27 protein-coding genes and 1 riboswitch are annotated in these 24,129 nt (G+C 62.7%); of the genes, 12 read left to right on the top strand and 15 right to left on the bottom strand.

Annotated features, from left to right (window positions below):
- Window positions 1-7: 7 nt before the first annotated feature.
- Genes fliR through fliL form a run of 7 tightly spaced genes read right to left on the bottom strand, consistent with a single transcriptional unit; the run spans window position 8 to window position 4,359 of the window.
- Complete coding sequence (fliR, locus tag LDZ28_RS13190) at window positions 8-805, bottom strand: flagellar biosynthetic protein FliR (RefSeq protein ID WP_244826547.1); 798 nt, start codon at window positions 803-805, stop codon at window positions 8-10.
- Window positions 806-813: 8 nt separating this feature from the next.
- A complete protein-coding gene (fliQ, locus tag LDZ28_RS13185; protein WP_244826546.1) occupies window positions 814-1,083 on the bottom strand; it encodes a flagellar biosynthesis protein FliQ in 270 nt (89 codons plus the stop codon).
- Window positions 1,084-1,111: 28 nt separating this feature from the next.
- Complete coding sequence (gene fliP, locus LDZ28_RS13180; protein WP_244826545.1) at window positions 1,112-1,882, bottom strand: flagellar type III secretion system pore protein FliP; 771 nt, start codon at window positions 1,880-1,882, stop codon at window positions 1,112-1,114.
- Complete coding sequence (fliO, locus tag LDZ28_RS13175; protein WP_244826544.1) at window positions 1,882-2,397, bottom strand: flagellar biosynthetic protein FliO; 516 nt, start codon at window positions 2,395-2,397, stop codon at window positions 1,882-1,884. The genes fliP and fliO overlap by 1 nt, the downstream gene beginning before the upstream one ends.
- Entirely contained in the window at window positions 2,394-2,786 is a 393-nt protein-coding gene (gene fliN, locus LDZ28_RS13170) for a flagellar motor switch protein FliN (protein WP_244828135.1), read from the bottom strand. Before fliN ends, fliO begins: the two co-directional genes overlap by 4 nt.
- A gap of 46 nt (window positions 2,787-2,832) precedes the next feature.
- Window positions 2,833-3,831, bottom strand: a complete 999-nt coding sequence (gene fliM, locus LDZ28_RS13165; protein WP_244826543.1) for a flagellar motor switch protein FliM — start codon at window positions 3,829-3,831, stop codon at window positions 2,833-2,835.
- A 36-nt stretch (window positions 3,832-3,867) separates the two neighbouring features.
- Window positions 3,868-4,359, bottom strand: a complete 492-nt coding sequence (gene fliL / locus LDZ28_RS13160; protein ID WP_244826542.1) for a flagellar basal body-associated protein FliL — start codon at window positions 4,357-4,359, stop codon at window positions 3,868-3,870.
- Window positions 4,360-4,650: 291 nt separating this feature from the next.
- Between fliL and LDZ28_RS13155 the strand changes: the two genes are divergently transcribed.
- The 3 genes from LDZ28_RS13155 to LDZ28_RS13145 are packed head-to-tail and all read left to right on the top strand — an operon-like array spanning window position 4,651 to window position 6,571.
- Entirely contained in the window at window positions 4,651-5,400 is a 750-nt protein-coding gene (locus LDZ28_RS13155; RefSeq protein WP_244826541.1) for a hypothetical protein, read from the top strand.
- On the top strand, window positions 5,400-6,200 hold the full coding sequence (locus LDZ28_RS13150) for a hypothetical protein (protein ID WP_244826540.1): 801 nt from the start codon (window positions 5,400-5,402) through the stop codon (window positions 6,198-6,200). Before LDZ28_RS13155 ends, LDZ28_RS13150 begins: the two co-directional genes overlap by 1 nt.
- Entirely contained in the window at window positions 6,185-6,571 is a 387-nt protein-coding gene (locus LDZ28_RS13145) for a hypothetical protein (RefSeq protein ID WP_244826539.1), read from the top strand. Before LDZ28_RS13150 ends, LDZ28_RS13145 begins: the two co-directional genes overlap by 16 nt.
- Before the next feature lie 56 nt (window positions 6,572-6,627).
- On the opposite strand, the gene LDZ28_RS13140 is transcribed toward LDZ28_RS13145, so the two are convergent.
- The 6 genes from LDZ28_RS13140 to fliF form a co-directional block, all read right to left on the bottom strand.
- Complete coding sequence (locus tag LDZ28_RS13140) at window positions 6,628-8,070, bottom strand: flagellar hook-length control protein FliK (RefSeq protein WP_244826538.1); 1,443 nt, start codon at window positions 8,068-8,070, stop codon at window positions 6,628-6,630.
- 31 nt (window positions 8,071-8,101) lie between these two features.
- Entirely contained in the window at window positions 8,102-8,551 is a 450-nt protein-coding gene (fliJ, locus tag LDZ28_RS13135; protein ID WP_244826537.1) for a flagellar export protein FliJ, read from the bottom strand.
- A 71-nt stretch (window positions 8,552-8,622) separates the two neighbouring features.
- Window positions 8,623-10,137 (bottom strand): flagellar protein export ATPase FliI, encoded by a 1,515-nt coding sequence (gene fliI, locus LDZ28_RS13130; RefSeq protein WP_244828134.1) that lies wholly within the window; start codon window positions 10,135-10,137, stop codon window positions 8,623-8,625.
- Window positions 10,138-10,145: 8 nt separating this feature from the next.
- On the bottom strand, window positions 10,146-10,817 hold the full coding sequence (gene fliH, locus LDZ28_RS13125) for a flagellar assembly protein FliH (RefSeq protein ID WP_244826536.1): 672 nt from the start codon (window positions 10,815-10,817) through the stop codon (window positions 10,146-10,148).
- Window positions 10,810-11,805 (bottom strand): flagellar motor switch protein FliG, encoded by a 996-nt coding sequence (fliG, locus tag LDZ28_RS13120; RefSeq protein ID WP_244826535.1) that lies wholly within the window; start codon window positions 11,803-11,805, stop codon window positions 10,810-10,812. Before fliG ends, fliH begins: the two co-directional genes overlap by 8 nt.
- On the bottom strand, window positions 11,795-13,588 hold the full coding sequence (fliF, locus tag LDZ28_RS13115) for a flagellar basal-body MS-ring/collar protein FliF (RefSeq protein ID WP_244826534.1): 1,794 nt from the start codon (window positions 13,586-13,588) through the stop codon (window positions 11,795-11,797). The genes fliG and fliF overlap by 11 nt, the downstream gene beginning before the upstream one ends.
- Window positions 13,589-13,885: 297 nt before the next feature.
- Between fliF and fliE the strand changes: the two genes are divergently transcribed.
- From fliE to LDZ28_RS13090, 5 genes are all read left to right on the top strand, one after another.
- Window positions 13,886-14,251: a flagellar hook-basal body complex protein FliE gene (gene fliE, locus LDZ28_RS13110; protein WP_244826533.1), complete on the top strand. Its 366-nt coding sequence runs from the start codon at window positions 13,886-13,888 to the stop codon at window positions 14,249-14,251.
- A 241-nt stretch (window positions 14,252-14,492) separates the two neighbouring features.
- Window positions 14,493-14,912, top strand: a complete 420-nt coding sequence (fliS, locus tag LDZ28_RS13105) for a flagellar export chaperone FliS (RefSeq protein ID WP_244826532.1) — start codon at window positions 14,493-14,495, stop codon at window positions 14,910-14,912.
- 29 nt (window positions 14,913-14,941) lie between these two features.
- On the top strand, window positions 14,942-15,271 hold the full coding sequence (locus LDZ28_RS13100; RefSeq protein WP_244826531.1) for a flagellar protein FliT: 330 nt from the start codon (window positions 14,942-14,944) through the stop codon (window positions 15,269-15,271).
- Window positions 15,272-15,346: 75 nt separating this feature from the next.
- Window positions 15,347-16,669, top strand: a complete 1,323-nt coding sequence (locus LDZ28_RS13095) for a flagellar hook-length control protein FliK (RefSeq protein WP_244826530.1) — start codon at window positions 15,347-15,349, stop codon at window positions 16,667-16,669.
- A complete protein-coding gene (locus LDZ28_RS13090; RefSeq protein WP_244826529.1) occupies window positions 16,666-16,965 on the top strand; it encodes an EscU/YscU/HrcU family type III secretion system export apparatus switch protein in 300 nt (99 codons plus the stop codon). The genes LDZ28_RS13095 and LDZ28_RS13090 overlap by 4 nt, the downstream gene beginning before the upstream one ends.
- On the opposite strand, the gene LDZ28_RS13085 is transcribed toward LDZ28_RS13090, so the two are convergent.
- On the bottom strand, window positions 16,962-18,650 hold the full coding sequence (locus tag LDZ28_RS13085) for an isovaleryl-CoA dehydrogenase (protein ID WP_244826528.1): 1,689 nt from the start codon (window positions 18,648-18,650) through the stop codon (window positions 16,962-16,964). The two genes, LDZ28_RS13090 and LDZ28_RS13085, sit on opposite strands and share 4 nt — an antisense overlap.
- A 314-nt stretch (window positions 18,651-18,964) precedes the next feature.
- Between LDZ28_RS13085 and LDZ28_RS13080 the strand changes: the two genes are divergently transcribed.
- Complete coding sequence (locus LDZ28_RS13080) at window positions 18,965-20,668, top strand: OmpA family protein (protein WP_244826527.1); 1,704 nt, start codon at window positions 18,965-18,967, stop codon at window positions 20,666-20,668.
- A gap of 119 nt (window positions 20,669-20,787) precedes the next feature.
- Here LDZ28_RS13080 and LDZ28_RS13075 read toward each other — a convergent pair whose 3' ends face one another.
- Window positions 20,788-21,729, bottom strand: coding sequence for a LysR family transcriptional regulator (locus LDZ28_RS13075; protein ID WP_244826526.1), 942 nt, complete (start codon window positions 21,727-21,729; stop codon window positions 20,788-20,790).
- A 112-nt stretch (window positions 21,730-21,841) separates the two neighbouring features.
- Here LDZ28_RS13075 and LDZ28_RS13070 point away from each other — a divergent pair, with 112 nt between their 5' ends.
- From LDZ28_RS13070 to LDZ28_RS13060, 3 genes are all read left to right on the top strand, one after another.
- On the top strand, window positions 21,842-22,300 hold the full coding sequence (locus LDZ28_RS13070; protein ID WP_244826525.1) for a CidA/LrgA family protein: 459 nt from the start codon (window positions 21,842-21,844) through the stop codon (window positions 22,298-22,300).
- 3 nt (window positions 22,301-22,303) lie between these two features.
- Complete coding sequence (locus tag LDZ28_RS13065) at window positions 22,304-23,026, top strand: LrgB family protein (protein ID WP_244826524.1); 723 nt, start codon at window positions 22,304-22,306, stop codon at window positions 23,024-23,026.
- Between the two features lie 98 nt (window positions 23,027-23,124).
- Window positions 23,125-23,883 carry a glycosyltransferase family 2 protein gene (locus tag LDZ28_RS13060; protein ID WP_244826523.1) on the top strand — a complete coding sequence of 253 codons (759 nt, stop codon included), beginning with the start codon at window positions 23,125-23,127 and terminating at the stop codon, window positions 23,881-23,883.
- Between the two features lie 111 nt (window positions 23,884-23,994).
- A riboswitch (S-adenosyl-L-homocysteine riboswitch) is annotated at window positions 23,995-24,111 on the top strand.
- Window positions 24,112-24,129 lie beyond the last annotated feature (18 nt).

The following is a 24,129-nucleotide window of genomic DNA, read 5'->3' as shown; positions in this document are numbered from 1 at the left end:
TGACGCGTCAAGAACCCATCGAGCCCGCGATCCTTCCCACCTGTCCCAACCCCGCCTCGAAGATCCGCTGAAAAAACGGCATCAAATTAGGCACCATCAACTGAAGCAGCAACAAGCCGACGAGCATGGTGACCGGAAAACCCACCTGGAAGATGCCGATCTGTGGCGCCGCGCGATTCAGAATGCCGAGCGCGAGATTGGCGATAAGAAGCGCCGCCACGACCGGCAACGACAGCAACAACCCGGTGGAAAAAACCGAAGCGCCATAACCCACCATCACCCGCCAACCTTGCGCATGCGAAGCGGACGCCACGACATTGACATCGACGGGCACACTCTGGAAGGTCATGATCAGTGCCGCGATCAGTTGCAGATGCCCGTCGAAGACGAGAAACGCCAGCATCGCCAGCGTGTTGAGATAGCGCGATACCACCACGGCATTGCCACCCGCGCGCGGATCGTAAAGCATCGCGAAACCGAGGCCCATTTGCTGTCCGATGAACTCGCCAGCCGCATCGACGGCGGCAAAGGCTATTTGCATCGTCATGCCAATGGCCGCGCCAATCAGGAACTGATTGACGATGATCCACACGCCCGCCGCTGAGAACACCGTGGCGTCGGGCATGGCGGGCAAGGTGGGCGCGACGATCAGCGTGATGAAGGCCGCCAGCGCGATCTTCACGCGCGTGGGCAACGCCATATGGTTCAGCACCGGCGCGGTGGCCATCAAGGCGAGGATGCGCACGAACGGCCACAGAAACGCCGTGAGCCAGCCGTTCAGTTGCGCATAAGTAACCGAGAACATCGAACGAATCAGCCCGTGATCGCAGGCGTGATGGTGAACACGTGCCGCATGTAATCGAGGATGGTCGTGAGCATCCACGGTCCTGCGATCACGAGCGTCACCGCCACGGCGATCAGCTTCGGAATGAAGGAGAGCGTCGATTCGTTGATCTGCGTGGCCGCCTGAAAGAGACTAACCACCAGACCCACGACGAGCGCGACCAGCAAGAGCGGGGCAGCCAGCAGCAACGCGACATACATCGCCTGATGCGCGATGGTCATGACCGATTCGGGTGTCATTCCAGCAACCTCAATAGAAACGATAACGTTACGAAACGAAGCTCTGCGCAAGCGAGCCGATCAGCAACTGCCAGCCATCGACGAGCACGAACAGCATGAGCTTGAAGGGCAGCGCTATCGTCGTGGGCGAGACCATCATCATGCCCATCGACATCAAGACGCTCGCCACCACCACGTCGATGATGAGGAACGGAATAAAGATGGTGAAGCCGATCTGAAACCCCGTCTTCAGTTCGCTCGTCACGAACGAAGGCACCAGCAGCGACAGCGGCACGTCTTCCGGACCGTTCATCGGCGCGGCCTTCGAGATGCGGGCGAAGAGCGCGAGATCCGCTTCGCGCGTCTGCTTCAGCATGAACTGCTTGAAGGGCGCGACGCCGCGCTGCATGGCCTGATCCATCGCGATGGTGCCGTCGGAGAAGGGCTTGTATGCGTCGGTGTAGGCTTTGTCGAGCACCGGCGACATCACGAAAAACGAGAGAAACAACGCGAGGCCCACGAGCACTTGATTAGGCGGCGTGCTCGTCGTGCCGAGCGCCTGGCGCAAGAGCGACAGCACGATGATGATGCGCGTGAAGCTCGTCATCATCAGGACCATGGCCGGGAGGAACGAGAGCATCGTCAGCAGCAACATCGTCTGCACGCTGAGCGAGTACGTCGTGCCGCCGTTCGGGCCGGGGCTGGTATTGAAGGCGGGAAGACCCGCCGTGCTTTGCGCGAGCGCCGCGACCGGCAACAAGGCGATCACGACCGGCAGCGCCAGTTTCACGCCGCGCACGATGTTACGACTGACCTGCATTACTTGCTCCCGCCCACGAACTTCTGAAGACGCTTGTTCGCTTCACCGGCGAGGGCATCGCGAAACCGCTGACCAAAACTGCCTTGCAACGTTTGCGCGGCCAACGGCGTTGGTTCGCCGCTTACGTCCGCTTCCGCCGATCCGGCGGGCATGGTATGCAGCAAGCGCACGTTGCCGGGCCCCGCGCCGAGCACGAGCCAGGTATCGCCTATTTCGACGACCGCCACGCGCTCCTTGTTGCCGAGCGACGCGCCGCCCACTACTTTCACGAGGCCGCCTTTCCTGCCGCCTTGCAAGCCGAACTTGCGAGCGAGCCACGCGCAACCGAACACGAAGCCGATCACGATGACGAGACCGAACAGCGTCTGCAACACCGCGCCGAAACCGAGCGACGGCACGGCGCTTCCCGCGCCGACGCTCGAAGCGATCTGCGCGGCGTGGTTCACGGCGTTCATATCGGCTGCGCGGGACAGCGCAGGCACGAAGGCAATCAGGACGGCGGCAAAGCGTTTCATCGATTCAACTTCCGGATACGTTCGGACGGCGTGATGATGTCGGTCAGGCGAATACCGAACTTGTCGTTCACGACGACCACTTCGCCTTGCGCAATAAGACAACCGTTCACGAGCACGTCCATTGGCTCGCCCGCCATGCCGTCGAGTTCCACGACCGAACCCTGCGCGAGCTGCAGCAGGTTGCGAATCGCGATCTTCGTGCGGCCGAGTTCCACCGTCATCTGCACGGGGATATCGAGAATCATGTCGATGTCGTTGCGCGTCGAAGGCGCCGCGGCTTTCGACAAGGGCTGGAACACGCCCGCGCTGGCCACGGCAGGCGTTTCGTTGCCGTTCTGCTCGGCGAGCGCGCTCGCCCAGTCGTCCATCGACAACTCTTCCGCCTTCATGTCGCCCACGCCGGTCGAGCCGGGCAGTGTGCCTTCCTGCAAGAGATCACTCATATCCACCTTCCTTCATGTTGTCCGACGCGCTGACCATTTTCTGCACGCGCAGCGCGTATTGACCATTGAAAATTCCGTAGCCGCATTCCATCACCGGCACGCCGTCCACCTTGGCGACGACATGCTCGGGCACGTCGATCGGCAGCACGTCGCCCTTGCGCATGTTGAGCAGCCTTTCGAACGACGAACGGATCTCGGCGAGTTCCACCGTCAGTTCCACTTCCGCCGATTGCACTTGCTGCGAGAGCACGCGCACCCAGCGGCGATCCACTTCGAGCGCTTCGCCCTGAATCGGCGAGGAGAGCTGATCGCGAATCGGCTCGATCATCGAGTAGGGCATGCAGATATGCAGCGTGCCGCCCGTCGAACCGAATTCGATGGTGAACTGCGTCACGATGACGATTTCATTCGGCGTCGCCACGTTCGCGAACTGCGTGTGCATTTCCGAGCGCATGAATTCGAACTGCAGCGGACGCACGCTCTTCCACGAAGCGGAGTAGTGCTCGAATACCAGCGTGAGCAGCTTGTGGATGATGCGTTGCTCGGTCTGCGTGAACTCGCGGCCTTCGACGCGCGTATGGAAACGCCCGTCGCCGCCGAAGAGGTTGTCGACCACGAAGAACACGAGGTTCGGATCGAACACGAACAGCGACGTGCCGCGCAGAGGCTTCACATGGACCAGGTTGAGGTTGGTCGGGATCGGCAGATTGCGCGTGAATTCGCTGTACTTTTGCACCTTCACCGGGCCGACGGAGATTTCCGCCGAACGCCGCATGAAGTTGAAGATGCCCACGCGCAACAGGCGCGCGAAGCGGTCGTTGATGATTTCGAGGCCGGGCATCCGGCCGCGGACAATGCGTTCCTGCGTCGCGATGTTGTAAGGACGAACGCCGGCGGGCTTGCTGTCGTCTGAGACCTGATCGACTTCGCCGGTGACGCCCTTGAGGAGGGCATCGACCTCCTCCTGCGACATGAACTCTTCGTGGCCCATGACTCTTTTCCGTTTCCTTGAATCTGGTGCGCGGGCTTACTGCACGACGAATTCGGTGAACAACACTTCTTCGACGTGGGCGGGATGATCCGGCGCGCTGGCGGCCTTCTCGACGGCTTCGCGCAGTTCGTCGGCGAGCTTTCGCTTGCCCTCGACGGTCGCCATCTCTTCGGGGTGCTTGCCGGAGATGAGCATCAGCACGCGGCTGCGGATCTCAGGCATGCGTTCGGTGATCTGCACCTGAGCCTTTTCGTCCGCGAGCTTGAGCGACAGACCGACGCGCAGGTAGTGCATGATGCCGTCGTCGGCTTGCAGGTTGACGGTCAGCGAATCGAGCGGGAAGAACACGGGCGGCGGCACCGGTGCGGGCTTGGCGGGGCCGTGAGGCTGCTTGCCGAGCATGAAGTAAGCGCCGCCGGCGCCAGCACCCAGCAGAACGACCGCGCCAATGGCGATGATCAGAGTCTTCTTGAGCTTGCCGCTCTTCGCGGGAACGATGTCTTTCGGATTTGCAGTGGTGGTAGCCATGAATTCTTGCCCTCTTTCGATAGGTTGAATTGTTGGCTATAACGCCGTTGAGCGATGGGGCGAAAAGAGGGGGGATTTGGGGCTAACTCGTGGGTTAGGGCAGCTTGCTGGCGGATGCAAAGCCTTGTTATTCCGGTCTCGACGGCCCGTGAGCGAACGCTGAAAATGGGCGCGCGAACGCATTGCCGCAAGAAAGTTGCCCATGCACAGCATTTGACACTATTTTTCAGTAAGGTCTCTTCGGTCATGTGAAACTGCGGTACGGGCGATACGCCAAGCGTTTCAGGCCGCTTGCTGGAAGGTGTTAGATGCGGCTATAACGCCTTCGCCTATACGACGTTTTTTGCATTTAACTCGCATATCTACAAATCGACGTTAGACACGAACGTGTTGTCATCGCCGACGTACAAGAAAGGCAATAGCGAAATGACCGTCTATTACGCCGCCGTGGATGGCGACCCGCTCACCAGCGAAGAGGGGAGCTACGTAATCGCGCAAGGGCGAACTCGGCGCATTGCAGACGAAAGCGGTCGACTGCGCGGCGCGGCAGTGATCGGCGACTTCGCTTTCTGCACAGCTTGCGAGAGCACGGGCGAAATTACCTACGGTGTCCATCTAACACCGGGACGCAGACCTAAAGATCGGGGACGCGATTGGGCGCTTGGCGGCGACCGGGTTCTTTGCCAGTGCTCGACGTCTCCGATCATCTATCCGGCTCACGGAAGACGATGCCGGATATTCGATCACGCGCCCATCACGCGCTTCTCGTCGAGCAGTGCTTCGGCAGAGCCGCCGGTACCTCCTGATGCAGACCACTGGATCAGCTTCACTCTGCGCGAGCCGGAAAGCTACGAAGGCATGTCATGCGTCGCACGCTTCGCGGACGGGTCCAGCGAGCGAGGCAGTATCGGCGGCGGCAACAACATCCGGTTCGCTAGATCGAACAACAGCGCATGCACACGTATCGAGATCGCGGTAAGCGTTTCTCCCAGTGAGGAAGCGACCGTATCTCAAGCACTTTTATCGATTATTCGAGCTTAATGCCAGACACAAAAGCGCCAGTAAGCGGCAGTACCATCAGAGGTTCTTTCGCGGCGAACAAAGATCACCAGATTGATTCCCGGATTCTGGCCGATGCGCGCGCCGCTCTCGAAGGCGCTGGAGCGTATTTCTCCCAAAGCGTTATCAGCGACGCGAGCGTGCGAGCGCGTTATGCCGCTGGCATCGAGCGAATGAGCGAGACCGTTCAAACCGAAGTCAACGCTGGACGCATGACCGCTGCAGAGGGTGCGGCCTTCTGCCAGGACATGCGCAATCGCATCATGGAAGAGGCGAGGACGGCCACTTCGCCCACGAGTTTGGCAAAAGCACAGGCATATAAGGCAGAAGGGCTTGGCCTTGAAAAGCTTCTCGACAAGTACTCGGTTAAAAACTTTTCCAAGCCGTTTCATGCATTGACCGAGTCTGAAAAAGACCGCGCTTACTTCTCGATAATCGAATCGGCGGGAAGGAGTAACGCCAAGGTCAACGCAAAAACGGCCCGAATGAAATTGATGGGCAAGGTCGGCCTCTTGATAACAGGAGTGCTCGCCGGATATGAGATTTTGAACGCCAGAGACAAGATAAGCGAAGCTGAACGCCAAATTGCGTCCATTGAAGGCGGGTTGATCGGCGGTGCGCTTGCGGGTCTTGCCGTAGGATCAATCTGCGGACCGGGAGCCCCAATATGTGCTCTCGGTGTCGTCTTGATCGGTTCAACTCTCGGTTCTGTCGTAACTCAAACGGCTCAGGACGCTTATCTCGACGAATTGGAGGAATTCCGCACGTGGGGCATCAGATAGATCAGCAGGCAAGGGAGCGCATTTGGACGACGATGGCGGAATTCTTCGTCGATAACAAAATCGACTACGACTACCAAGCATCGAAAATATGTGTCTATCCATTGAAAGAACTCAAAAAGATTTTCTTTCGGGAGGTCGCTCCAGTGTGCGGTCCGAACGCCTTAACTGCAGCGCCGCCGATCTGGCTTTCATTCGATGATCAAACGGTGATCGATGAAGTCAGGAAACTCCTCTTGAAACGCGACGCGTCTGCTTTCTTCCGTCTGCGACACGAACTCAGCGTTCTGTATCTTCGGGTGACACTCAACGGAATTTGGCAGGAAGTAGAAAAAGCAATCACGCGTCAGCGAGGACGCGCAACCTGTGCTTGATCAATGTGATTGCAATCGGTTCGTCCCAAGAAGCCGAATCGATTGCACCACGGCCATCAAGCAAACGTATCCACCAACCCGACCGTGCGCCGCACCGGCATCGTCACCGTGCTTGCCACGCCCGAATCGCTACCGCCGACGCCGCCAACACCGCCCACGCCGCGTCCGTTGCCCGACGACGAGCGGCCCTCGCCGCGGTCCTGTTGCGACGACTGGCGCGCGAATCCATCCGAAACGCTGGTGGAGCCTAGGCTGATACCGTTGGCTTCCATCGCCTCTCGCAGCTTCGGCATCGCGGCCTCGACCGCTTCGCGCACCTGCGCATGCTGCGACACGAAGAGCGCGTGCGCATGATTCTCGGAAACCTGCAGAGTGACCTGCAACGGGCCGAGATCCTTCGGATTGAGCGTCAACTCCGCGCTCTGTTGCTGCGAATTCGAGAGGAACACGACTTTCTGGCTGAACGCATCGTCCCAGCCGCCAGCGCCCACGTGCGGCGCAATCGCCGCGCTGGTCGCCGCCGTCATCTCGCCTTGCGCACTCGATACCGCCGACCCCGCCGATGCCGATTGCATCGCCACCGCGCGCGCCGCTGCATCGGCTTGCTGCGAGATGGCTTTGTACGCCGCGCTGCCCGCATCGGCTTGCGGGGTCAGCGCGGCCTGAACCGCTGCCGCATCGCTTGCCAGTGCCGCGGTCGTCGCCGGCGCCGCGTTGTCCCTGGCATCGCCGGCGAGCGCGTTGAGCAGGCCGCCCGAGCGATTACCCTTCGATCCTTCGCCGACCATGGCGCCCGACGCCTCGTCGCTCTTTCCAGCGCCCGTGGCCGCGCCCGCGCCCGCATGCGCCGATGCCGCCGCGTTCATCGGCACGGCATTCGCCGGCACGTTGTTCATCGCGGCGAGCGCGGCCTGCAGCGCATCTTGCGCGGACTTGGCGTCGCCGCTCTTGTGCGTGTCGCCGGTCGCGGTCTTGTCGTCATCCGTCGATGCAACCGCCGTCGCGGCCGCATCGGTCACGTCGGACACGGTGGTATTCGCAGCTTGGGCGGCGTCCGCGCGCTCGGCCGCATCGGCGGCATCCGTCGCTTTCGCGGGCTTTGCCGGGGCGGCAGGCTTGGACGCATCCGCCGTTTCGGTCTTGCCCGAAGGCTTCGATGCCTCCTTCGTCGAATCCGTCTTGCCGCTCTTGTCGGCCGACGACGACGCCTGCGTGTCTGTCGCGCTATCGCTCTTCTTCACGTCGCTCGCGTCGTCCGACTTGCTGGCGCTCGCGGTGTCGTCGGACTTCGGCACGTCATGCACGCTCGACTTGGCCGCAGTGGACGAGGACAAGGACGACGCCGCCAGCGCCTTGGCTGCCTGTGCGTCGGCATTGGCCTTGTCGGTCATGCTCTGCAGCGTCAGGCCGAACGACGCGCCTGCGTCCGCTGCACGCTTTTTGGCAGCCGAAGATGACGAAACGCCCGACTGCGCGCCGATGGAAGAAACGGAGGACATGCGTTACCTCGAAAAAGTCCGGTAGTTAAATTCAGGCGCGTTCGGCGCGCATGCGCAGCACCTTGGCCGCGTGCTCGTCCGATTCGCGCTGTTCCACGCGCGCCGCCTTCTTGGCGAGCAACGCCTCGCCGCGCGCCGCGAGCACCTCGTAGCTGCCGACCTTCTGCTTCTTGAGACGCCATTCCGGCTTCGCCGCCTCGATGCGCTGGTCGGCCATCACGAGCAACGTGCGCTGTTGCGCGATCGCCGAGTCCAGCGTGTCGACGAACGCCTGGAAGTTACGCAGCGTCTGCGCCGTCGTGCCTTGCTGCGCCGACGCCGTGAAACGCGCGTGATATTCGTCGCGATACGTCACGAGCGAATTGAGTTGCCCCTCGATTTCGTTGCGCTCCTGCTGAAGCTTGCCCAGCTTCTTGGTCGCGGCGTCGAGTTCTTCCTGAGCGAGTTCGATCAGGGTGTTGATCGGCAGATTCTTTGACATGGACGAGTTGGTCTCTGTGGTCGCGCGGTTTTTTTAATAACTTATGACAAATATAGGTGCGGCTGCAAATACTAGTTGAAAAGTTGATGCAATAAACCAAGACTCGGTTCGAAATTCGCCTGCTCGCGAAAGCCTTGCTGTAAAAACGACTCCATTCGCGGATAAAGCGCGATGGCCCGGTCGAGCAGGGCATCGCGGCCGCTGGAATACGCGCCCACGTTGATCAGATCGCGATTGCGCTGATAACGCGAGAGCATCTGCTTGAAAAGGCGCACGTGTTCGAGATGCTTGTCGTCGATGAGCGCGGTCATCGCGCGGCTGATCGACTGTTCGATATCGATAGCCGGATAATGCCCCGCCTCGGCGAGCGAGCGGTTCAGCACGATATGGCCGTCGAGAATGGCGCGGGCCGAATCGGCGATCGGATCTTGCTGGTCGTCGCCTTCGGTGAGCACGGTGTAGAACGCGGTGATCGAACCGCCGCCTTCCGGGCCATTGCCGGTACGCTCGACCAGCGCGGGCAGCTTGGCGAACACCGACGGCGGGTAACCCTTGGTCGCGGGCGGCTCGCCAATCGCAAGTGCGATCTCGCGCTGCGCCATCGCGTAACGCGTCAGCGAATCCATTAGCAGCAACACATGCTTGCCCTGATCGCGGAAATATTCGGCGAGCGAAGTCGCGTAAGTCGCGCCCTGCATGCGCAGCACCGGCGAAACGTCGGCCGGCGCGGCCACGACGACCGAACGCGCGAGACCGTCTTCGCCGAGAATCTGTTCGATAAATTCCTTCACTTCGCGGCCGCGTTCGCCGATCAGTCCGATCACGATCACTTCCGCGCTCGTGTAGCGCGCCATCGTGCCGAGCAGCACCGATTTACCGACGCCCGAACCCGCGAACAGGCCCATGCGCTGGCCGCGTCCAACCGTCAGCAGCGAATTGATTGCGCGCACGCCGACGTCCAGCACTTTGTGAATCGGCTCGCGATTCAGCGGGTTGATGACCGGCGATGACAACGGCGCATCGACTTTTGCGCCGAGCGGGCCGAGTCCGTCGAGCGGACGGCCGGATGCATCGACCACGCGGCCGAGCATCTCCCAGCCGACCGGCAGACGTTTCGCGCCTGCCATCGGATCGTTGATCGGCGCGCTTTCCAGCGGATACACGCGCGCGCCGGGCAAGAGGCCGGCCATTTCCGTGGTCGGCATCAAGAAGAGTTTGTCGCCCGCGAAGCCGACGACTTCGGCTTCGGCGGTCGGAATGGCGCTGCCCGGCGGCAGTTCGATCATGCATTCGGAACCGACGCCCATCTTCAGTCCGACCGCTTCGAGCACGAGGCCGGCGGCGCGCGTGAGACGTCCGCACGGACGCAGCGGCTTGGCGATCGCGGTACGCGCCTTGAGGGCGTCGAGCTTGTCGCGCCAGGCGTCGATATGCGGATTGCCCGCCATGTTCGCGAGTTCCGCGATGGTCCGCGCAGCGAGTTCCTCCGGCGATTCTTCCTCGACGACAGCCTCCGGCCCGAACGACGCGCGCGCGATTTCCTGCTCCAGCTCGCTTAGTCCGTCCTGCGTGATGCGATGCGTCATTGCGCTATTTACCACGGCTTGTTCCTCCCCAATGCCGCCGCGACACGCTCCCAGCGCGACGCATTGGTCGAATCGATTTCGCCGCTCGCCGCGTGCGCGCGGCAGCCGCCGCGTTCCACGAGCGGGTCGGGCCGCACCATCCAGCCAGCCGCGCCGAGTTCTTCCTGCAAGTACGCATCGACGATAGGCAAATCGGCGGGATTCACGATCAGCGTCGGCGATCCCGTGAGTTCCGGCTCGGCCGCGATCACTTCGCGCGCCACGGTGACGAGCGCCGTCGGATCGTGCGCCAGATGCTGCCGCACCACTTGCTGCGCGATATCGACCGCGAGCGCGGCGAGCGTTTCCGCGATGGCGGCATCGGCGGCTTGCAGCGCGATCCTGAACGCATCGGCGATTTCCGCGAGACGCGCCGCTTCGGCGAGCGCTTCCTTGCGGCCGTCCTCGAAACCCTTGGCGTGACCTTGTTCGAAACCGGCCTGATACCCGATCGCCTGTCCAGCCACATGACCCGTGGCAAGACCTTGCGCATGCGCGTCTTCCTCGACGCGGCGCAAATGCGCTTCGAGCGCTGCCTGATCCGCCGCGCTGTGGTCCACGGTGACGGGATCGAACGAAGCCATCTCCCAGCGTTGATACGCGGAGAGCGGCGCCTTCGGGTTCTGGGCCGGATTAGACATATGCATCCTCTGCCTTGCCGCCTAATTGAATCTGGCCGTTTTCCGCCAGATTACGCACCACCTGAAGCACCTTGCGTTGCTGCTGCTCGACTTCCGACACACGCACCGGACCGCGCGAATCGAGGTCTTCCGCAAGCAATTCGGCCGCGCGTTGCGACATGTTCGACAGGAACTTCTGACGCAACGCGGGCTGCGCGCCCTTGAGCGAGACGATCAGCGTTTCGGATTCCACTTCCTTCAGCAGCAACTGGATCGCGCGGTCTTCCAGGTCGAGCAGGTTCTCGAACACGAACATCTGGTCGATGATCTTCTGCGCGAGTTCCACGTCGTATTCCTTGACGTTGTTGATCACGCCCTCTTCATGGTTGCTCGACATGAAGTTGAGAATCTCGGCCGCCGTGCGGATACCGCCCATCGGCGCGCGCTTCAGGTTGTCGCTGCCGGAGAGAAGCGTGGTCAGCACATCGTCGAGTTCGCGCAGCGCGGCGGGCTGAATACCGTCGAGCGTGGCGATACGCAGCAGCACGTCGTTACGCAGACGGTCGTTGAGCAGCGAGACGATTTCCGAAGCCTGATCGCGGTCCAGGTGCACGAGGATCGTCGCGATGATCTGCGGATGCTCGTTCTTGATGAGTTCCGCGACCGCGCCCGAGTCCATCCACTTCAGACCTTCGATACCGCTCGTATCGCTGCCTTGCAGAATCCGGTCGATGAGCGCGCCAGCCTTGGTTTCGCCGAGCGCCTTCGTGAGCACCGAGCGGATGTACTCGCTCGAATCGAGCGACAACGCGGTGTGCTGCTCCGCTTCGCTGACGAATTCGGTCAGCACGTTGTCGAGCTGCTCGCGCGTCACGTTCTTGAGCGCCGCCATGGTCGCGCCGATCTTCTGCACCTCGCGCGGAGCGAGATACTTGAAAACTTCGGCGGCTTCTTCCTCGCCGATCGACATCAGGAGGAGCGCGGCTTTATTGAGACCTTCAGCGTTCATCGGACACCCAGTTCTTCACGACCGTCGCCACGATTCTCGCGTCCTGACGCGCCACCATGCGCGCGTAGTCGAGATTGCGATCGAACTTGGCCTTGTTGCTTTCATGACCGAGGAGACTTACCTCGGCATCCTTGTCATCATCGTCATTCTTGGCGCCGCCTTCGAGCGTCGGGCCGTCGAGCAGCGAGAGTTCGTCTGGCGCGTTGAGCGAGGGCGCCGCCGGTTCCGGCACGGGGAAGGCGCGGCGCATTGCCGGCTTCACCATGCTGAAGTACAGGAACAGTGCGACGATGCCGATGCCCACGTACTTCGCCAACTGAATACCGCGCATGATCATGTCCGGCGTGCGCCACCACGGCACATCGGGCGTCACGTTCTGGTCGGAGTTGAACGCGCTGTTCACCACGTTGACCGAGTCGCCGCGCTTCTCGTCGTAGCCCATCGCGTCCTTCACGAGTTGCTGGACTTGCGCGAGCTTGTCGGCGGCGAGCGGCGTCATCGTGACGTTGCCCTTCGCATCGACCTGACGCTGATAGTTCACGACCACCGCCACCGAAAGACGCTTGATGCCGCCTGTCGCCTGTTCGTAGTGGCGCACGGTGCGGTCCACTTCGTAATTGGTCGTCGTGTCCTTGCGCAGGTTCTGCGGCGTGGACTTCGCGGCGGCAGCGCCGGTTGCGTCCGATGCTCCGCCCGTGACCGGCGCGGATGCCGGCTGCGGCGGCTGGTTCGACAGCGCGCCCGGCACGCCCGACGGGCCGCTGCCCGAGGTTTCGCTGGATTCGCTCGATTGCTGGCTGCGGATCGACGTGTTCTGGGGGTTGGCGTTCGGGCCGTAGCTTTCGGCGGTTTGTTCGAGCTTCGAGAAGTCGATGTCCGCGCTCACTTGCGAATGCGCGTTGCCGCCGCCGAAGAGCGGGGAAAGAATCGCGTCGATGCGCTTTTGCGTGTTGTGCTCGATCTGCTGCACGTACTTCAGTTGCGATGCGTCGAGACCGTTCGCGGCGCTCTGGTTCGTGAGCAGGTTGCCGTCCTGATCGACGATATTCACGTTCTTGACCGGCATGTCCGCCACGCCCGACGACACCATGTGCGCGATCGCCGAAACCTGTCCTTCGTCGAGCACGCGGCCGGGAAAGAGGTTGACCATGACGGACGCGGTCGGCAGTTCCTTGTCGCGCACGAACACGCTCGGCTTCGGAATGGCCAGATGCACGCGTGCCGACTTCACCGAGGAAATTGCGCCGATGGTGCGTTCCAGTTCGCCTTCGAGCGCGCGCTGGTAGTTGATCTGCTCCGCGAACTGGCTGATGCCGAACTTTTGGTTGTCCATCAGTTCGAAGCCGACCGAGCCGCTTTTCGGCAAGCCCTGGCTTGCGAGGCGCAGACGCGTTTCGTGCACCGACTCGGCCGGAACGAGGATCGCGCCGCCGCCGTCGGAAAGCTTGTAGGGAATGTTGCCCTGCTGGAGCGCGGCGACGATCGCACCGCCGTCGCGGTCGGAGAGATTCGAGAACAGCACGCGGTAGTCGGGCTGGCGCGTCCACATGACGAGCCCCGCCACGACCATCGCCAGAATCGCCACGGCGATGATGAGCGGCACGCGCGGGTTCGAGCGGAATTGCGAGAGCATCGGCATGCGCTGAGCGAAGCCGCCGAAGTCGGCGCCGCCAGCGCCGCCGGTGAGGCTGGGGCTCGCGGCGCTCGCCGAGGCGCCAGGCTGCGCGCCTGCCAGGCCCATTCTGGCGTCTGGCGTGATCAGTGAGTTGTTGGGCGTATCCATTTAGCGTCGAAGCTCCGAATCTTTTGCGTTCCCCTCTGGCCGGTCGTACTGCCCGTGATGCGGCGCCGGAGGACTTTTGACGAGATGGATTATCCGCAGAAGATTGCAAGTCGATTCGGCGAATAGAGCCGGGTTTCCCCCGTTCTTCCAGCGCTTTGGAAAATGCCGCGCTGCTAATCTTTCTCGTACTCGGTAAAAGCGTTCGGACGACCGTTCGCACGCCGCCCCGAACCCGGCGACGAGCGTCTTTCGCACTTGGGCGCTGAACCGGCTCTTTACTTGTCAATCGGAGACACCATGAACTTCCCGATCAATCCGCTCACCTCCGCGCTGAGCACAATGCAGTCGATGGCGACGCAGGCCGCCGGCAGCCCCACGGTCGCCACGGGTGCCGTATCCGGACAGGACGCGGGAATCGGCCAGTCGGGCGCGGTGAGCGCGGGCACGTTCGCGGACGCGCTGCAGTCGTCGATCAGCAAGATCAGCGACAACCAGACGAAGGCGCTGTCCGAAGCGCACGCGTTCGAAATCGGCGCGCCGAACGTTTCGCTCAACGACGTGATGGTCGATATGCAAAAGGCCAACGTCGGCATGCAGTTCGGCTTGCAAGTACGCAACAAGCTCGTGTCGGCCTACAACGACATCATGCAAATTTCGGTGTAACGCGCTGTGGCTGGCGCGTGCGTTTCGAATCCGTCCCCATCATGCCGATACGGCCCCAGAGCCTTGCGCCCTAAAGCTTTGCCGCGATTCTCCGATAACCTCGATAACAGCACGGCGAACGATGGTTCGATCGCCAGCACCGATTCTTACCGGTCGGACGAAGCGGCCTTTGCGCCGTCGTCCGAGCACCGCGCGCCACGTGCCGCGGGCGTTATTCGGTATCGCATAAGGAGAACCACGGATGTATTCCCCAGGACAGGCGGGAGCCAACGCATATGCACGCGTCGGCGTTCAGACAGGGGTGATGGGAGCGAGCCCGCACCGGCTGATCGTGATGCTCTATCAGGGCGCGCGGCAGTCGATTGCACAGGCGCGGATGCACTTGCAGCAGAAGAACGTGGGCGCGCGCGGAACGGCGATCAGCAAGGCGATCAACATCATCGAGACCGGGTTGCAGCAGGCGCTCAACAAGGAAGCGGGCGGCGAAGTCGCGCTGCGTCTGGACGCGCTGTACTCGTACATGGCACGCCGGCTCCTGGAAGCGAATCTGAACCAGGACGAGTCGATGCTCGTGGAAGTGGACAATCTGCTGGCTACGCTCGAAGAGGCGTGGGTCGGCATTGGACCGGAAGTGGCGAGAACGACCGCGGCAGCCGTCTGAGCGGCAGCCATGGCGACTGCCTGACAAGAATGAATACCACAGACGAATATTTCGCGCACTACGAGGCGATTGCTGCGCTGTCCGGCCAGATGCTGGCTGCGGCGCGCAGTGGCGAGTGGAGCGAATTGAAGACGATGCAGGGCAGGTATCGCGAGTTGATCGAACGGTTGAAGGACGTGGATACCGGCTCGGAACTCGACGACACCGCCCGTGCGCGCAAGCTGGACCTCGTGAAGAAGATCCTCGCCGACGATGCCGCGATTCGCGACCTCAGTTCGCCGAGCCTCGCGCGTCTTTCCGCGCTCTTCACGACCAACAGCCCGGCGCGCGTACTTAAAAAGATGATCGGACTGCGCTAGACAACGCGGCTTGCGACGGAAAACTCTTCCGGCGTCTGGCCCGGCCCTCGCGCGCGGTCTTTCCAGGATGCCGGCATGTCAGGACTCGATTCCGCGATCGCCACGATTATCGCCAGCCGGACCGAGCTCCTTCTGTCCGCGCTGCGCGCCAACGCCGGTTCGACCGGCCAGCCGACCACGCAGACGGGCGTTTCCTTGTCCGTCGCGACGCCCGCCGGAACCGCGGCGGGCGCATCCGCGCCGACGCTCGCTCCGGTGGCGTCCGCGCAAACCGAACTGTCGAGCGTGGCCCGCACGCTCGATGTCATTTCCCGCCTGGGCGGCGCCGCGCCCGCGATTCTCGGCGATGCCCCGCTCTGGCCGACACCGCCGCGTCCCGCGAGCGCGTTCGCCGCGCTGACCACGGGGCTTTTCGATACCGCTTTCTCCTCCAATGCCGCCGCCGTCGCGGCCGCGCGTGCGGCGAGCCAGAATCTGCCGCCGTTGCCGGCGTCCGCGCTGGCATCGGAGCTTGCGAAAACGGTGGCGCAAAGCGGCCTCTTCTACGAGTCGCATCTCGTGCAATGGATGGCCGGGCAGCGCAGCACGGCGTCGCTCGCGAGCGAACCGCAGGCGCGCATCGATCCGCGCGCGCTGACCTTGCCGCTCGATTTGCCGGGCGACGAAAGCATCGCGCGCGATGCCGCCTTCGACGACACGCGCCCACCGGCGTTTGCCTCGACACAAACCGATCTGTCCGATCTGCACGCCGAAACGCATAACGTCGCGATGCCGCAAACGCCGCAGCAAGCGGCGGCGCTCGCGGCATCGGTACGGGATGCGCCCGCGCTGGCGCTGTCGAATTCGCAAAGCGCGCCGTCCTCGCCCGCTTCGCCGCCCGCCGCGCCGCAGCCGAGCCAGCATGAATCGGCGCTGCAGGCATCGCTCGATGCGGGTATTCATCCAGCGACGCTCACGGTCGTGCGTCAGCAACTCGACATACTCGCCAACGAGCAATTCCGCTGGCAGGGCGAAGCGTGGCCGGGGACGCGTTTCGACTGGGAAGTGGCGCGAGAGCCGCGTCCCGCAGTGGATACCAGCGAGCAACGCGCGTGGCGCACGCGCGTCACGTTGTCGTTGCCCGCGCTCGGCATGGTGGACGCCGAACTCGTGCTGACCGGCGACAAGCTGGTCGCGCGTCTGAGGGCGAGCGATACGGGCGCATCGCGTTTTTCCGCCGATGCCGCCGCGTTCCAGCGTCAGCTCGAAGCGGCGGGCATCGCGCTGGCGTCGTTCAGCGTGCGTTCGATGGATGGCTCGGGCGCCGCCACGGGCGACATCGACCTGGATGCGCCGAAACCGGTGCGTTCGCCGCTCGAGCATTTATTCCGCGCGCCGCCGGGTGGAGAAGTGACATGAGCAATCCACTGTATTCGCGCAAGCAGGCCACCGCGCTCACTTACGATGCGGGCAGCCGCGAAACGACGCCGCGCGTCGTGGCAAAGGGCTACGGCGTGGTCGCGGAAATGATCGTGCAGCGCGCGAAGGAAGCGGGCGTGTATGTCCATGACTCGCCGGAAATGGTGTCGCTCTTGATGCAGGTCGATCTCGATTCGCATATTCCCCCCGCGCTTTATCAGGCGGTGGCGGAACTGCTGGCCTGGGTTTATCGGCTGGAGAACGAGGAGCCGGTGAGGGAAGCGGGACGCCGCTAAAACTCGAAAGCCCGCCTCACGATCGCCGCATGATCGAAGCGCGCGGGCAACGTGCCATACACGCGGCCGGTTTCGCCGCGCGCATCGCCCAAACGGGTTTCGATGAACGCCTGTGCCACCTCGTCCGGCGCATGTCTCGCCAACAATACGCCTTGTGCACATAAGGTCAATTGCTGCGCGATGCGCCGCGCCGATGCCTCGCGCGACGCCGGATCGCTCGTCAAACTAGTCAAGAGCGTCTGCAAAGCCGCACCGAGCGCCGGATGCGCGCTTGCCGTATCGCGCCAGTCGTCGAATAGTGCGTGCGCCGCGTCCTGCTCGCGCTCGAACGCACGCAGCACGTCTAGACACATGACGTTGCCCGAACCCTCCCAGATCGAATTGACCGGCGCCTCGCGATAAAACCTCGCCATCGGCCCGGTTTCGACGTAGCCGTTGCCGCCCCACACTTCCATCGCCTCGCCGGTGAATTCGAGCGCGCGCTTGCAGACCCAGAACTTCGCCGCAGGCGTGACGATGCGCCGCCACGCGCGTTCGCGCAACGCCGCTCCCGCCGATGCGCTCTGCTCGAACGCCCCGGCCAGCCGCATGAACAGCACCGTCGCGGCTTCCGATTCGAGCGCGAGGTCGGCGAGCACGTTGCGCATCAAGGGCTGATCGGCGAGATGCGCGCCAAACGCGCTGCGATGCCGCGCATGATGGATCGCTTCGACCAGCGCCGCGCGCATCAACGCCGCGCTGCCGATCACGCAATCGAGCCGCGTGTAGTTCGCCATTTCGATGATGGTCGGCACGCCGCGTCCTTCATCGCCGATCATCACGCCGTAGGCATCGAGAAACTCGACTTCGCTGCTCGCGTTCGAGCGATTACCGAGCTTGTCCTTCAGACGCTGCACGTGCACGGCGTTCTTGCGGCCGTCGGGCACAAAGCGCGGCACGTAGAAGCAGGAGAGTCCGCCTTCGTCCGCCGTGCGCGCGAGCACGAGATGCGCGTCGCACTGCGGCGCCGAGAAAAACCACTTGTGTCCGATTAACCGATAGTCCCCGCCGCGCCCGGGTGTGCCGAGCGCATGCGCGCGCGTGCGATTGCCGCGCACGTCGGAGCCGCCCTGCTTTTCGGTCATGCCCATGCCGATCAACATCGATCGCTTGCCGGCTTCGAGGGCGATGTCGCGCGAATCGTGCTCGCGCGACAGGAGCGGTGCGGCGAGCCGTTCATAAAGCGCGGGTTCATTGCGCAAAACGGGGATGCTCGCGAAGGTCATCGTGACCGGACACAGCGATCCGGATTCGAGTTGTCCGTGCAGAAAATAACCGGCGGCGCGCGCGGCCATCGACCCGGCGCGCGCCGAAGGTTCGAACGGCAGCGCGTGCAGACCTTCTTGCCGCAGACGTCGCAGCAGTTCATGCCAGGCCGGATGAAACTCGATTGCGTCGATACGCTCGCCACGCGCGCTGTGCGTGCTCAGATCTGGCGTATGCCGGTTGGCGAGATCGGCGAGCGCGAGCACTTCCGGTTGTGTAAGCGCGCGGCCGTCGCGGTGGAGCGCCTCGGCATGCCAGTGCGCGCCTTCGCGCTCGAGCGCGGCAACGAGCGCGCGGTCCGCGGCGAAGGCGTCGTAGTCAACAAGCGGCGGCGACTGATTCGTGACTTCGTGTGTCTCGAACAAGGGTGCGTGGTTCATCGTGTGTCTCCCGTGCGAGCTTGCGTCGGCTAATCGCAACACGCGTGGTCAAAAATGATCCTCTATCTCTATTTAACGATGATAGGCCGCACGCCCGACTAGCGTGTAGCGCTGCCGCTCGCTTCAATCTGGCCGGGCGCTCGCGTTTGGTCTTAAACCATTCCTATATTTTTCTGATGCGAACTCTTAAAGACCAACCGGATGAGAGAAATCCGATTGTTTGGCTACCACGGCTGACGGACAGGAGGCCGAACCTATAATCGCCGAGACCCTTATGGCCTGAGGTTTACAGGCCTCTTCTGGAAGTCTTCTCAATGAGCATCAACCTCAATCAACTCGTTCAAGGCGCCTTGACCGAGAGCGTATTGCAACACCTGGCTGCACGCGTTGGCTGCACGCAGGAGTCCGCGAGGCGCGTCGTCGGACTATGCGCGCCAGCACTCATCGGCTCGATGATGAACAAGGCGGCGTCGCTGGATGGCGCACGCAATCTGTTTGCATCCGTCATGTCGCCGGGCGTGAACACGCATATCGCCGAGGAACTGCCGCACTTCGTTCTCAACGACGAAGGCATGCAAACGCTCCTCGCCACCCATTCGACGGTGGATGGCGTCATTGCCTCGCACGACAATCTCAATGCGCTCGCCGAGCGTATTTCCGAATACACGGGCGTGGCAGCGAGCGCATCGCGCACGTTGTCGGGCGTCGTGGGCGCGACCATTCTCGGTATCCTCAAGCGCCATTTCACGCAGCACAACGGCCATATCGGCCAGTTGCCCACGCTGCTCGGGCATCAACTGCCGGTCGTGCGGGCCAACATGACGGATTCGTTCGCGAATGCGCTGGGGCTCGGCTCGGTCGGCGCGTTCCTCGCGGGCGTGGCCTCGCGGTTGAAGGCGGTGTCCTCGCATCTCGGTCATCCGGCTACCCAAGAAGCAGCGTCGTTCCCCATTCATGGCGAACAAGAACCGGCCGTGGAAACCGCGCAAACAAACGACAAGGGTCCGCGCCGCAAATGGCTGTGGGTCGCCAACGCCGCTGCCCTCGCGTTGCTGGCCGCGCTCGTTGCGCGCGGCTGTTCGACCGAAAACAAGTCGAAAGACATGACGGCCGAAACGCGCACGGACGCCTCGGCGGCATCCGACGCCGCATCTGCAGCCAGCGCCAGCGCTAGCGCCAGTGACGATCAGGCATCGCAAGCCACGGCTGTGGCGCCCGATCAGGCATCGTTGCCGACCATTTTGCCGGGCAAGGACGCAAGCCTGTCCATGACGGTCGACGCCTCCGGCATTCCCACGCTGAAAGCCACGGTGAACAGCGAGCAGGAACGTCAACGCCTGATCGACATGCTGTCGGCCAAGCTCGGCGCGGACAAGTTCCACGCGAACGTGACCGTCGATCCCGACACGAAGCCCGCCGCGTGGCTCGACAAGCTCGAAGGCCTGCTGCCGTTGATGACGCTGCCGGGCGCCGATCTGCAGATTACCGGCGACACGATCACCTTGAGCGGCGGCGCAAGCGAGCCGAAGCTCGGCTGGGTCGACAAGCTGAAGGCGCTGTTCGGCGCCGGCTGGACGGTCGGCACGCAATCGGCTCCGGTTGCGGCTCCGGCATCGGAAGCGCAAGCCAATCAAGACGCGGATGCCTGCTCGGCTCCGTCTATCGTCAAGACGCTGAACCTGAAGCCGGTCAACTTCGGCACCGGTTCGAACACGCCGCCGCCGGTTGCCATGGCGGCGCTCGCTGCATCGGCGAAGGCGCTGAAGGCCTGCGACACGCAAGCAAAGCCAATTCAGCTTCAGATCGCAGGCTATTCGGACAACACGGGCGGCGCGGCGCTGAATCTTCAGTTGTCGAAGAAGCGTGCGGAAGCGGTGCGTTCGTACCTGGTTCAGCACGGCATTCCTTCTGATTCGCTGACGGCTCAAGGCTTTGGCGACGCCAATCCGGTCGCCGACAACTCGACCGCCGCTGGCCGCATGGCTAATCGACGTATCGAGTTCAAGCAAGCCGACTGAGCTTCACGCGCCATCTCGGGCGCGATGCGTCGAAAAAGCGCCGGACCGCTCTGAAGCGGTTCGGCGCTTTTTTTACTGCGCGCCAGGCGCATCAGGCAAGGGAATTCCCGTTCAACGCATTACAGCGCCTCGCCACGCTTCAGCCGCGGAAAGCCATCGGCCATGAAATCCTGATCGACATTCGCGGGCAGTATTTCGCGCGCGACTTCGATCCACGCTCGCGCCGCATGCGACAGATATCCGTTGCGCCGCCAGCCGACGGCCATATCCCAGCGAATCTCGGGCGCGACGACCGGCCGGCAGGTGAACGCCTCGGCATCCAGGCGGCCACAATAAGGCGCGGGCAACAGCGCGATGCCGATGCCAGCCTGTACCAACGCCGCCATGAAATCCCAATGCCCGCTGCGACCGACGATCGTCGGCGCGAACCCCGCCGCGCGGCACGCGTTCAGCACGACGTCGTTGAGCGCGAGACTTTCGCCGTAGAACACAAAGGGTTCGGCTGCCAGATCGGCGAGCACTACCTCGTTCAGACCGTCCCAGCGCGAACCTTTTTGCGCCACGAGCCACAAGAGTTGCCGGCTGACGGGCAGCACATCGAACGTTTCGGCATCGACTGGCTGCAGCACGCCGCCAAGTTCGAGTTCGCCTTCGATCAACGCAGCCTCGATCGCCTTTGAGCCTTGCTCGAACAGCTTCAGCTCGATTTTCGGATACCGCTCCCTGAAAGCAGCAATGACGGGCGTGAAGAGCGCGCCGCCCATCGGCGGAATGCCGATCGTCAGCGTGCCACGCCCGAACGTGCCCAGATCGTTCAGTTCCGCTTCGAGCCGCGCATGGGCCGCGAGCACATCGACGCCACGCTGATAGACGATTTGTCCGGCATCGGTCAGGACCATCTGACGGCCTTCCCGCAATAAAAGCGGCGAGCCGACCTCGTCTTCCAGTGACTTGACCATTTTGCTGATGGTCGGCTGAGTGACGAACATATGCTCGGCGGCAGCAGTGAAGCTCTTTTGCTTGACCACCTCGACGAAATACCTCAACGCGCGCAATTCCATGTGAGATTCCAGATTGGAATGATTTGGATAATGCTAAGTCATTTTTTTTATGTAAATGGTGCACTTATACTCCGCCTACAGGTTAACCCTAGTCATTCGCCCCGAGCCCGCCATGTCCACCGTTCTTTCCGCCCCTTCCGCCTTCGCCAACGCCCGCATGGCGTTTGCTCGCGTGACGCGCATCGCGATTCAATCGGCGGCGCTCGCGGCGATCTGGTTCGTCGCGGACCTGGCCGCGCGCAAGCTGGCGCTGCCGGTGCCAGGTGGCGTCGTCGGACTAGTCGCGTTGTTGGCGCTCCTGTTCTGCGGCGGCGTGGCGCCGCGCTGGGTGAAGGCGGGCGCCGACTGGCTGCTGTCGGACATGCTGCTGTTCTTCATCCCGGCGGCCGTGGCGGCGGTCCAATACGGCGGGCTTTTCATGGAAGAAGGCTGGCGTTTGGCGCTGGTTGTCGTCGCGGGAACGCTGATGGTGATGGTGGCGGTGGCGTTCGCCGTGGATCGAGCGGCGCGCCTGGAGCGTCACCTCGCGCTGCGCCGGGCGCTCAACGCGCGCCAAGCGGCGCGCGCCTGAGCCATGAGCCACTTCTACGCTTCGCTGCTCCAAGACGACGCTGCACGGCTGATCGCTGCCGGATGTTTCGTGATGACCGTCGTCCTGTACTTCGTGTCGAAGCGGCTTTACGCGCGCTTCAAAAGTCCGTGGCTGACGCCGCTTCTGGCTGTCCCGGCGGTGCTTGCGGTGATCGTCGTGACGGCGCGCATTCCATACCCCGTCTATTTCGCCGATACGCGCTGGCTCATGTGGCTGCTCGGGCCAGCCACCGTGGCGTTCGCGGTGCCGATCTACGAGTACCGGTCGCTCCTGAAGCGGCACTGGATTTCGTTGAGCGTCGGAGTGACGGTTGGCATTCTGGTGGCGGTCGGCGGGTCGATTGCGCTTGCGAAGTTGCTGCATCTGTCGCCGGAACTGCAGCGCAGTCTCGCGACGCGTTCGATATCGACGCCATTTGCGCTCGCGGTATCCGACAAGATTCACGCGCCGCGCGATCTGACCGCGCTTTTCGTCATCGCGACGGGCGTGTGCGGCATGCTCTTCGGCGAGATCGTGCTGGCGCTGGTGCCGCTGCGCACGCGGCTTGCGCGCGGCGCGTTGTTCGGCGCGGCGGCGCATGGCGTCGGCACCGCGAAGGCGCGCGAACTCGGGAACGAAGAGGGCGTTGTCGCCAGCTTGACGATGATGATCGCGGGCGTGGTGATGGTGCTGCTCGCGCCGGTTTTGAGCATGTTGCCGATATAGGCAAATTACGCGCACGCGCCGCTGTTTAGGAGTTTTCGCTAGCGATTCTCAGAGCATCTCTTGCGACAATCCGGGCTCAACTTTTCGGTTAGAGCCCAATGTCACTAGTCTCTCAGCGCTCCGGCGTCTCAGTCATCATTCCTTGTTTCAACTCGGCAAAAACGCTGGCACGCGCGCTCGATAGTTGTCTTTTGCAAACCGAAGCAGCGCAGATCATCGTGGTGGACGATGGCTCGCAGGACGCATCGGCGGCGGTCGCGAAGTTTTATTCCCTCAAGGACCGACGCGTCGAGCTGGTGCAGATGCCGGAAAACGGCGGTCCGGCTCGGGCGCGCAATCGCGGTGCGAACTTTGCGGCACACTCCATTCTTGCGTTCCTCGACGCCGACGACGAGTACCAGCCAGGCGCACTGGCGACTGCCGTACTCTATCTGCGCAACACGCCTCGGCAACCCGCAGTCCGTTTCAGCGCCGATTTCAGCGACTTTCCCGCCGAACTGCGTGCTTTCCCCGACTTCGAACGCCACGCCGACATCATGAGCGACACGGTGGCGAGCACGCTTGTAATTCAGCGCGCAACCTTCCTTGCGCTGGGCGGCTTCGCTACAGCAGAAGTTTTCCGGCGTTATGGCGGCGAGGATTCGGCGCTTTCAAATGCAATCATCGACATTTACGGTTGTTATCGCCTGGAAGCCAGGAAAGGCGTTCGCGTCAACTATCATCCGGGGAGCCACGTGGCGTTGTATTTCAGCCGCGCAGGAGGCGCCGAAACGCCGTTCGACGAGCATTGGGCGACCACCGAGGCCATTCAACAATTCGTCGCACGCGCCCGCACGGCGATGTCCGGCAATTGCTGAGTCAATAGTCGATCGAGCCTGAACGCCTCCCTACGCTTAGTCACCCCCATCAATCAGACTGCGCTTAATCCCGCATTCGCATTCCGCCGACTTTTGCTACAATCTTCGCTCGCCCCCGAGGAGCGTTGCGACGGGTTTCACCCGCCAGGCTCGGAGGCTTCAATCGGACGGTTCGAAGGCACATAAACAAGCCCGCTGAGCCACCGCATCGAACGGCGCTCACGTCAAAATTTCTAGTCTTTTTTA

This window comes from Caballeronia sp. TF1N1 (assembly GCF_022878925.1).
Classification (GTDB): Bacteria; Pseudomonadota; Gammaproteobacteria; order Burkholderiales; family Burkholderiaceae; genus Caballeronia.
This window is presented reverse-complemented; position numbering and strand designations above follow the sequence as displayed.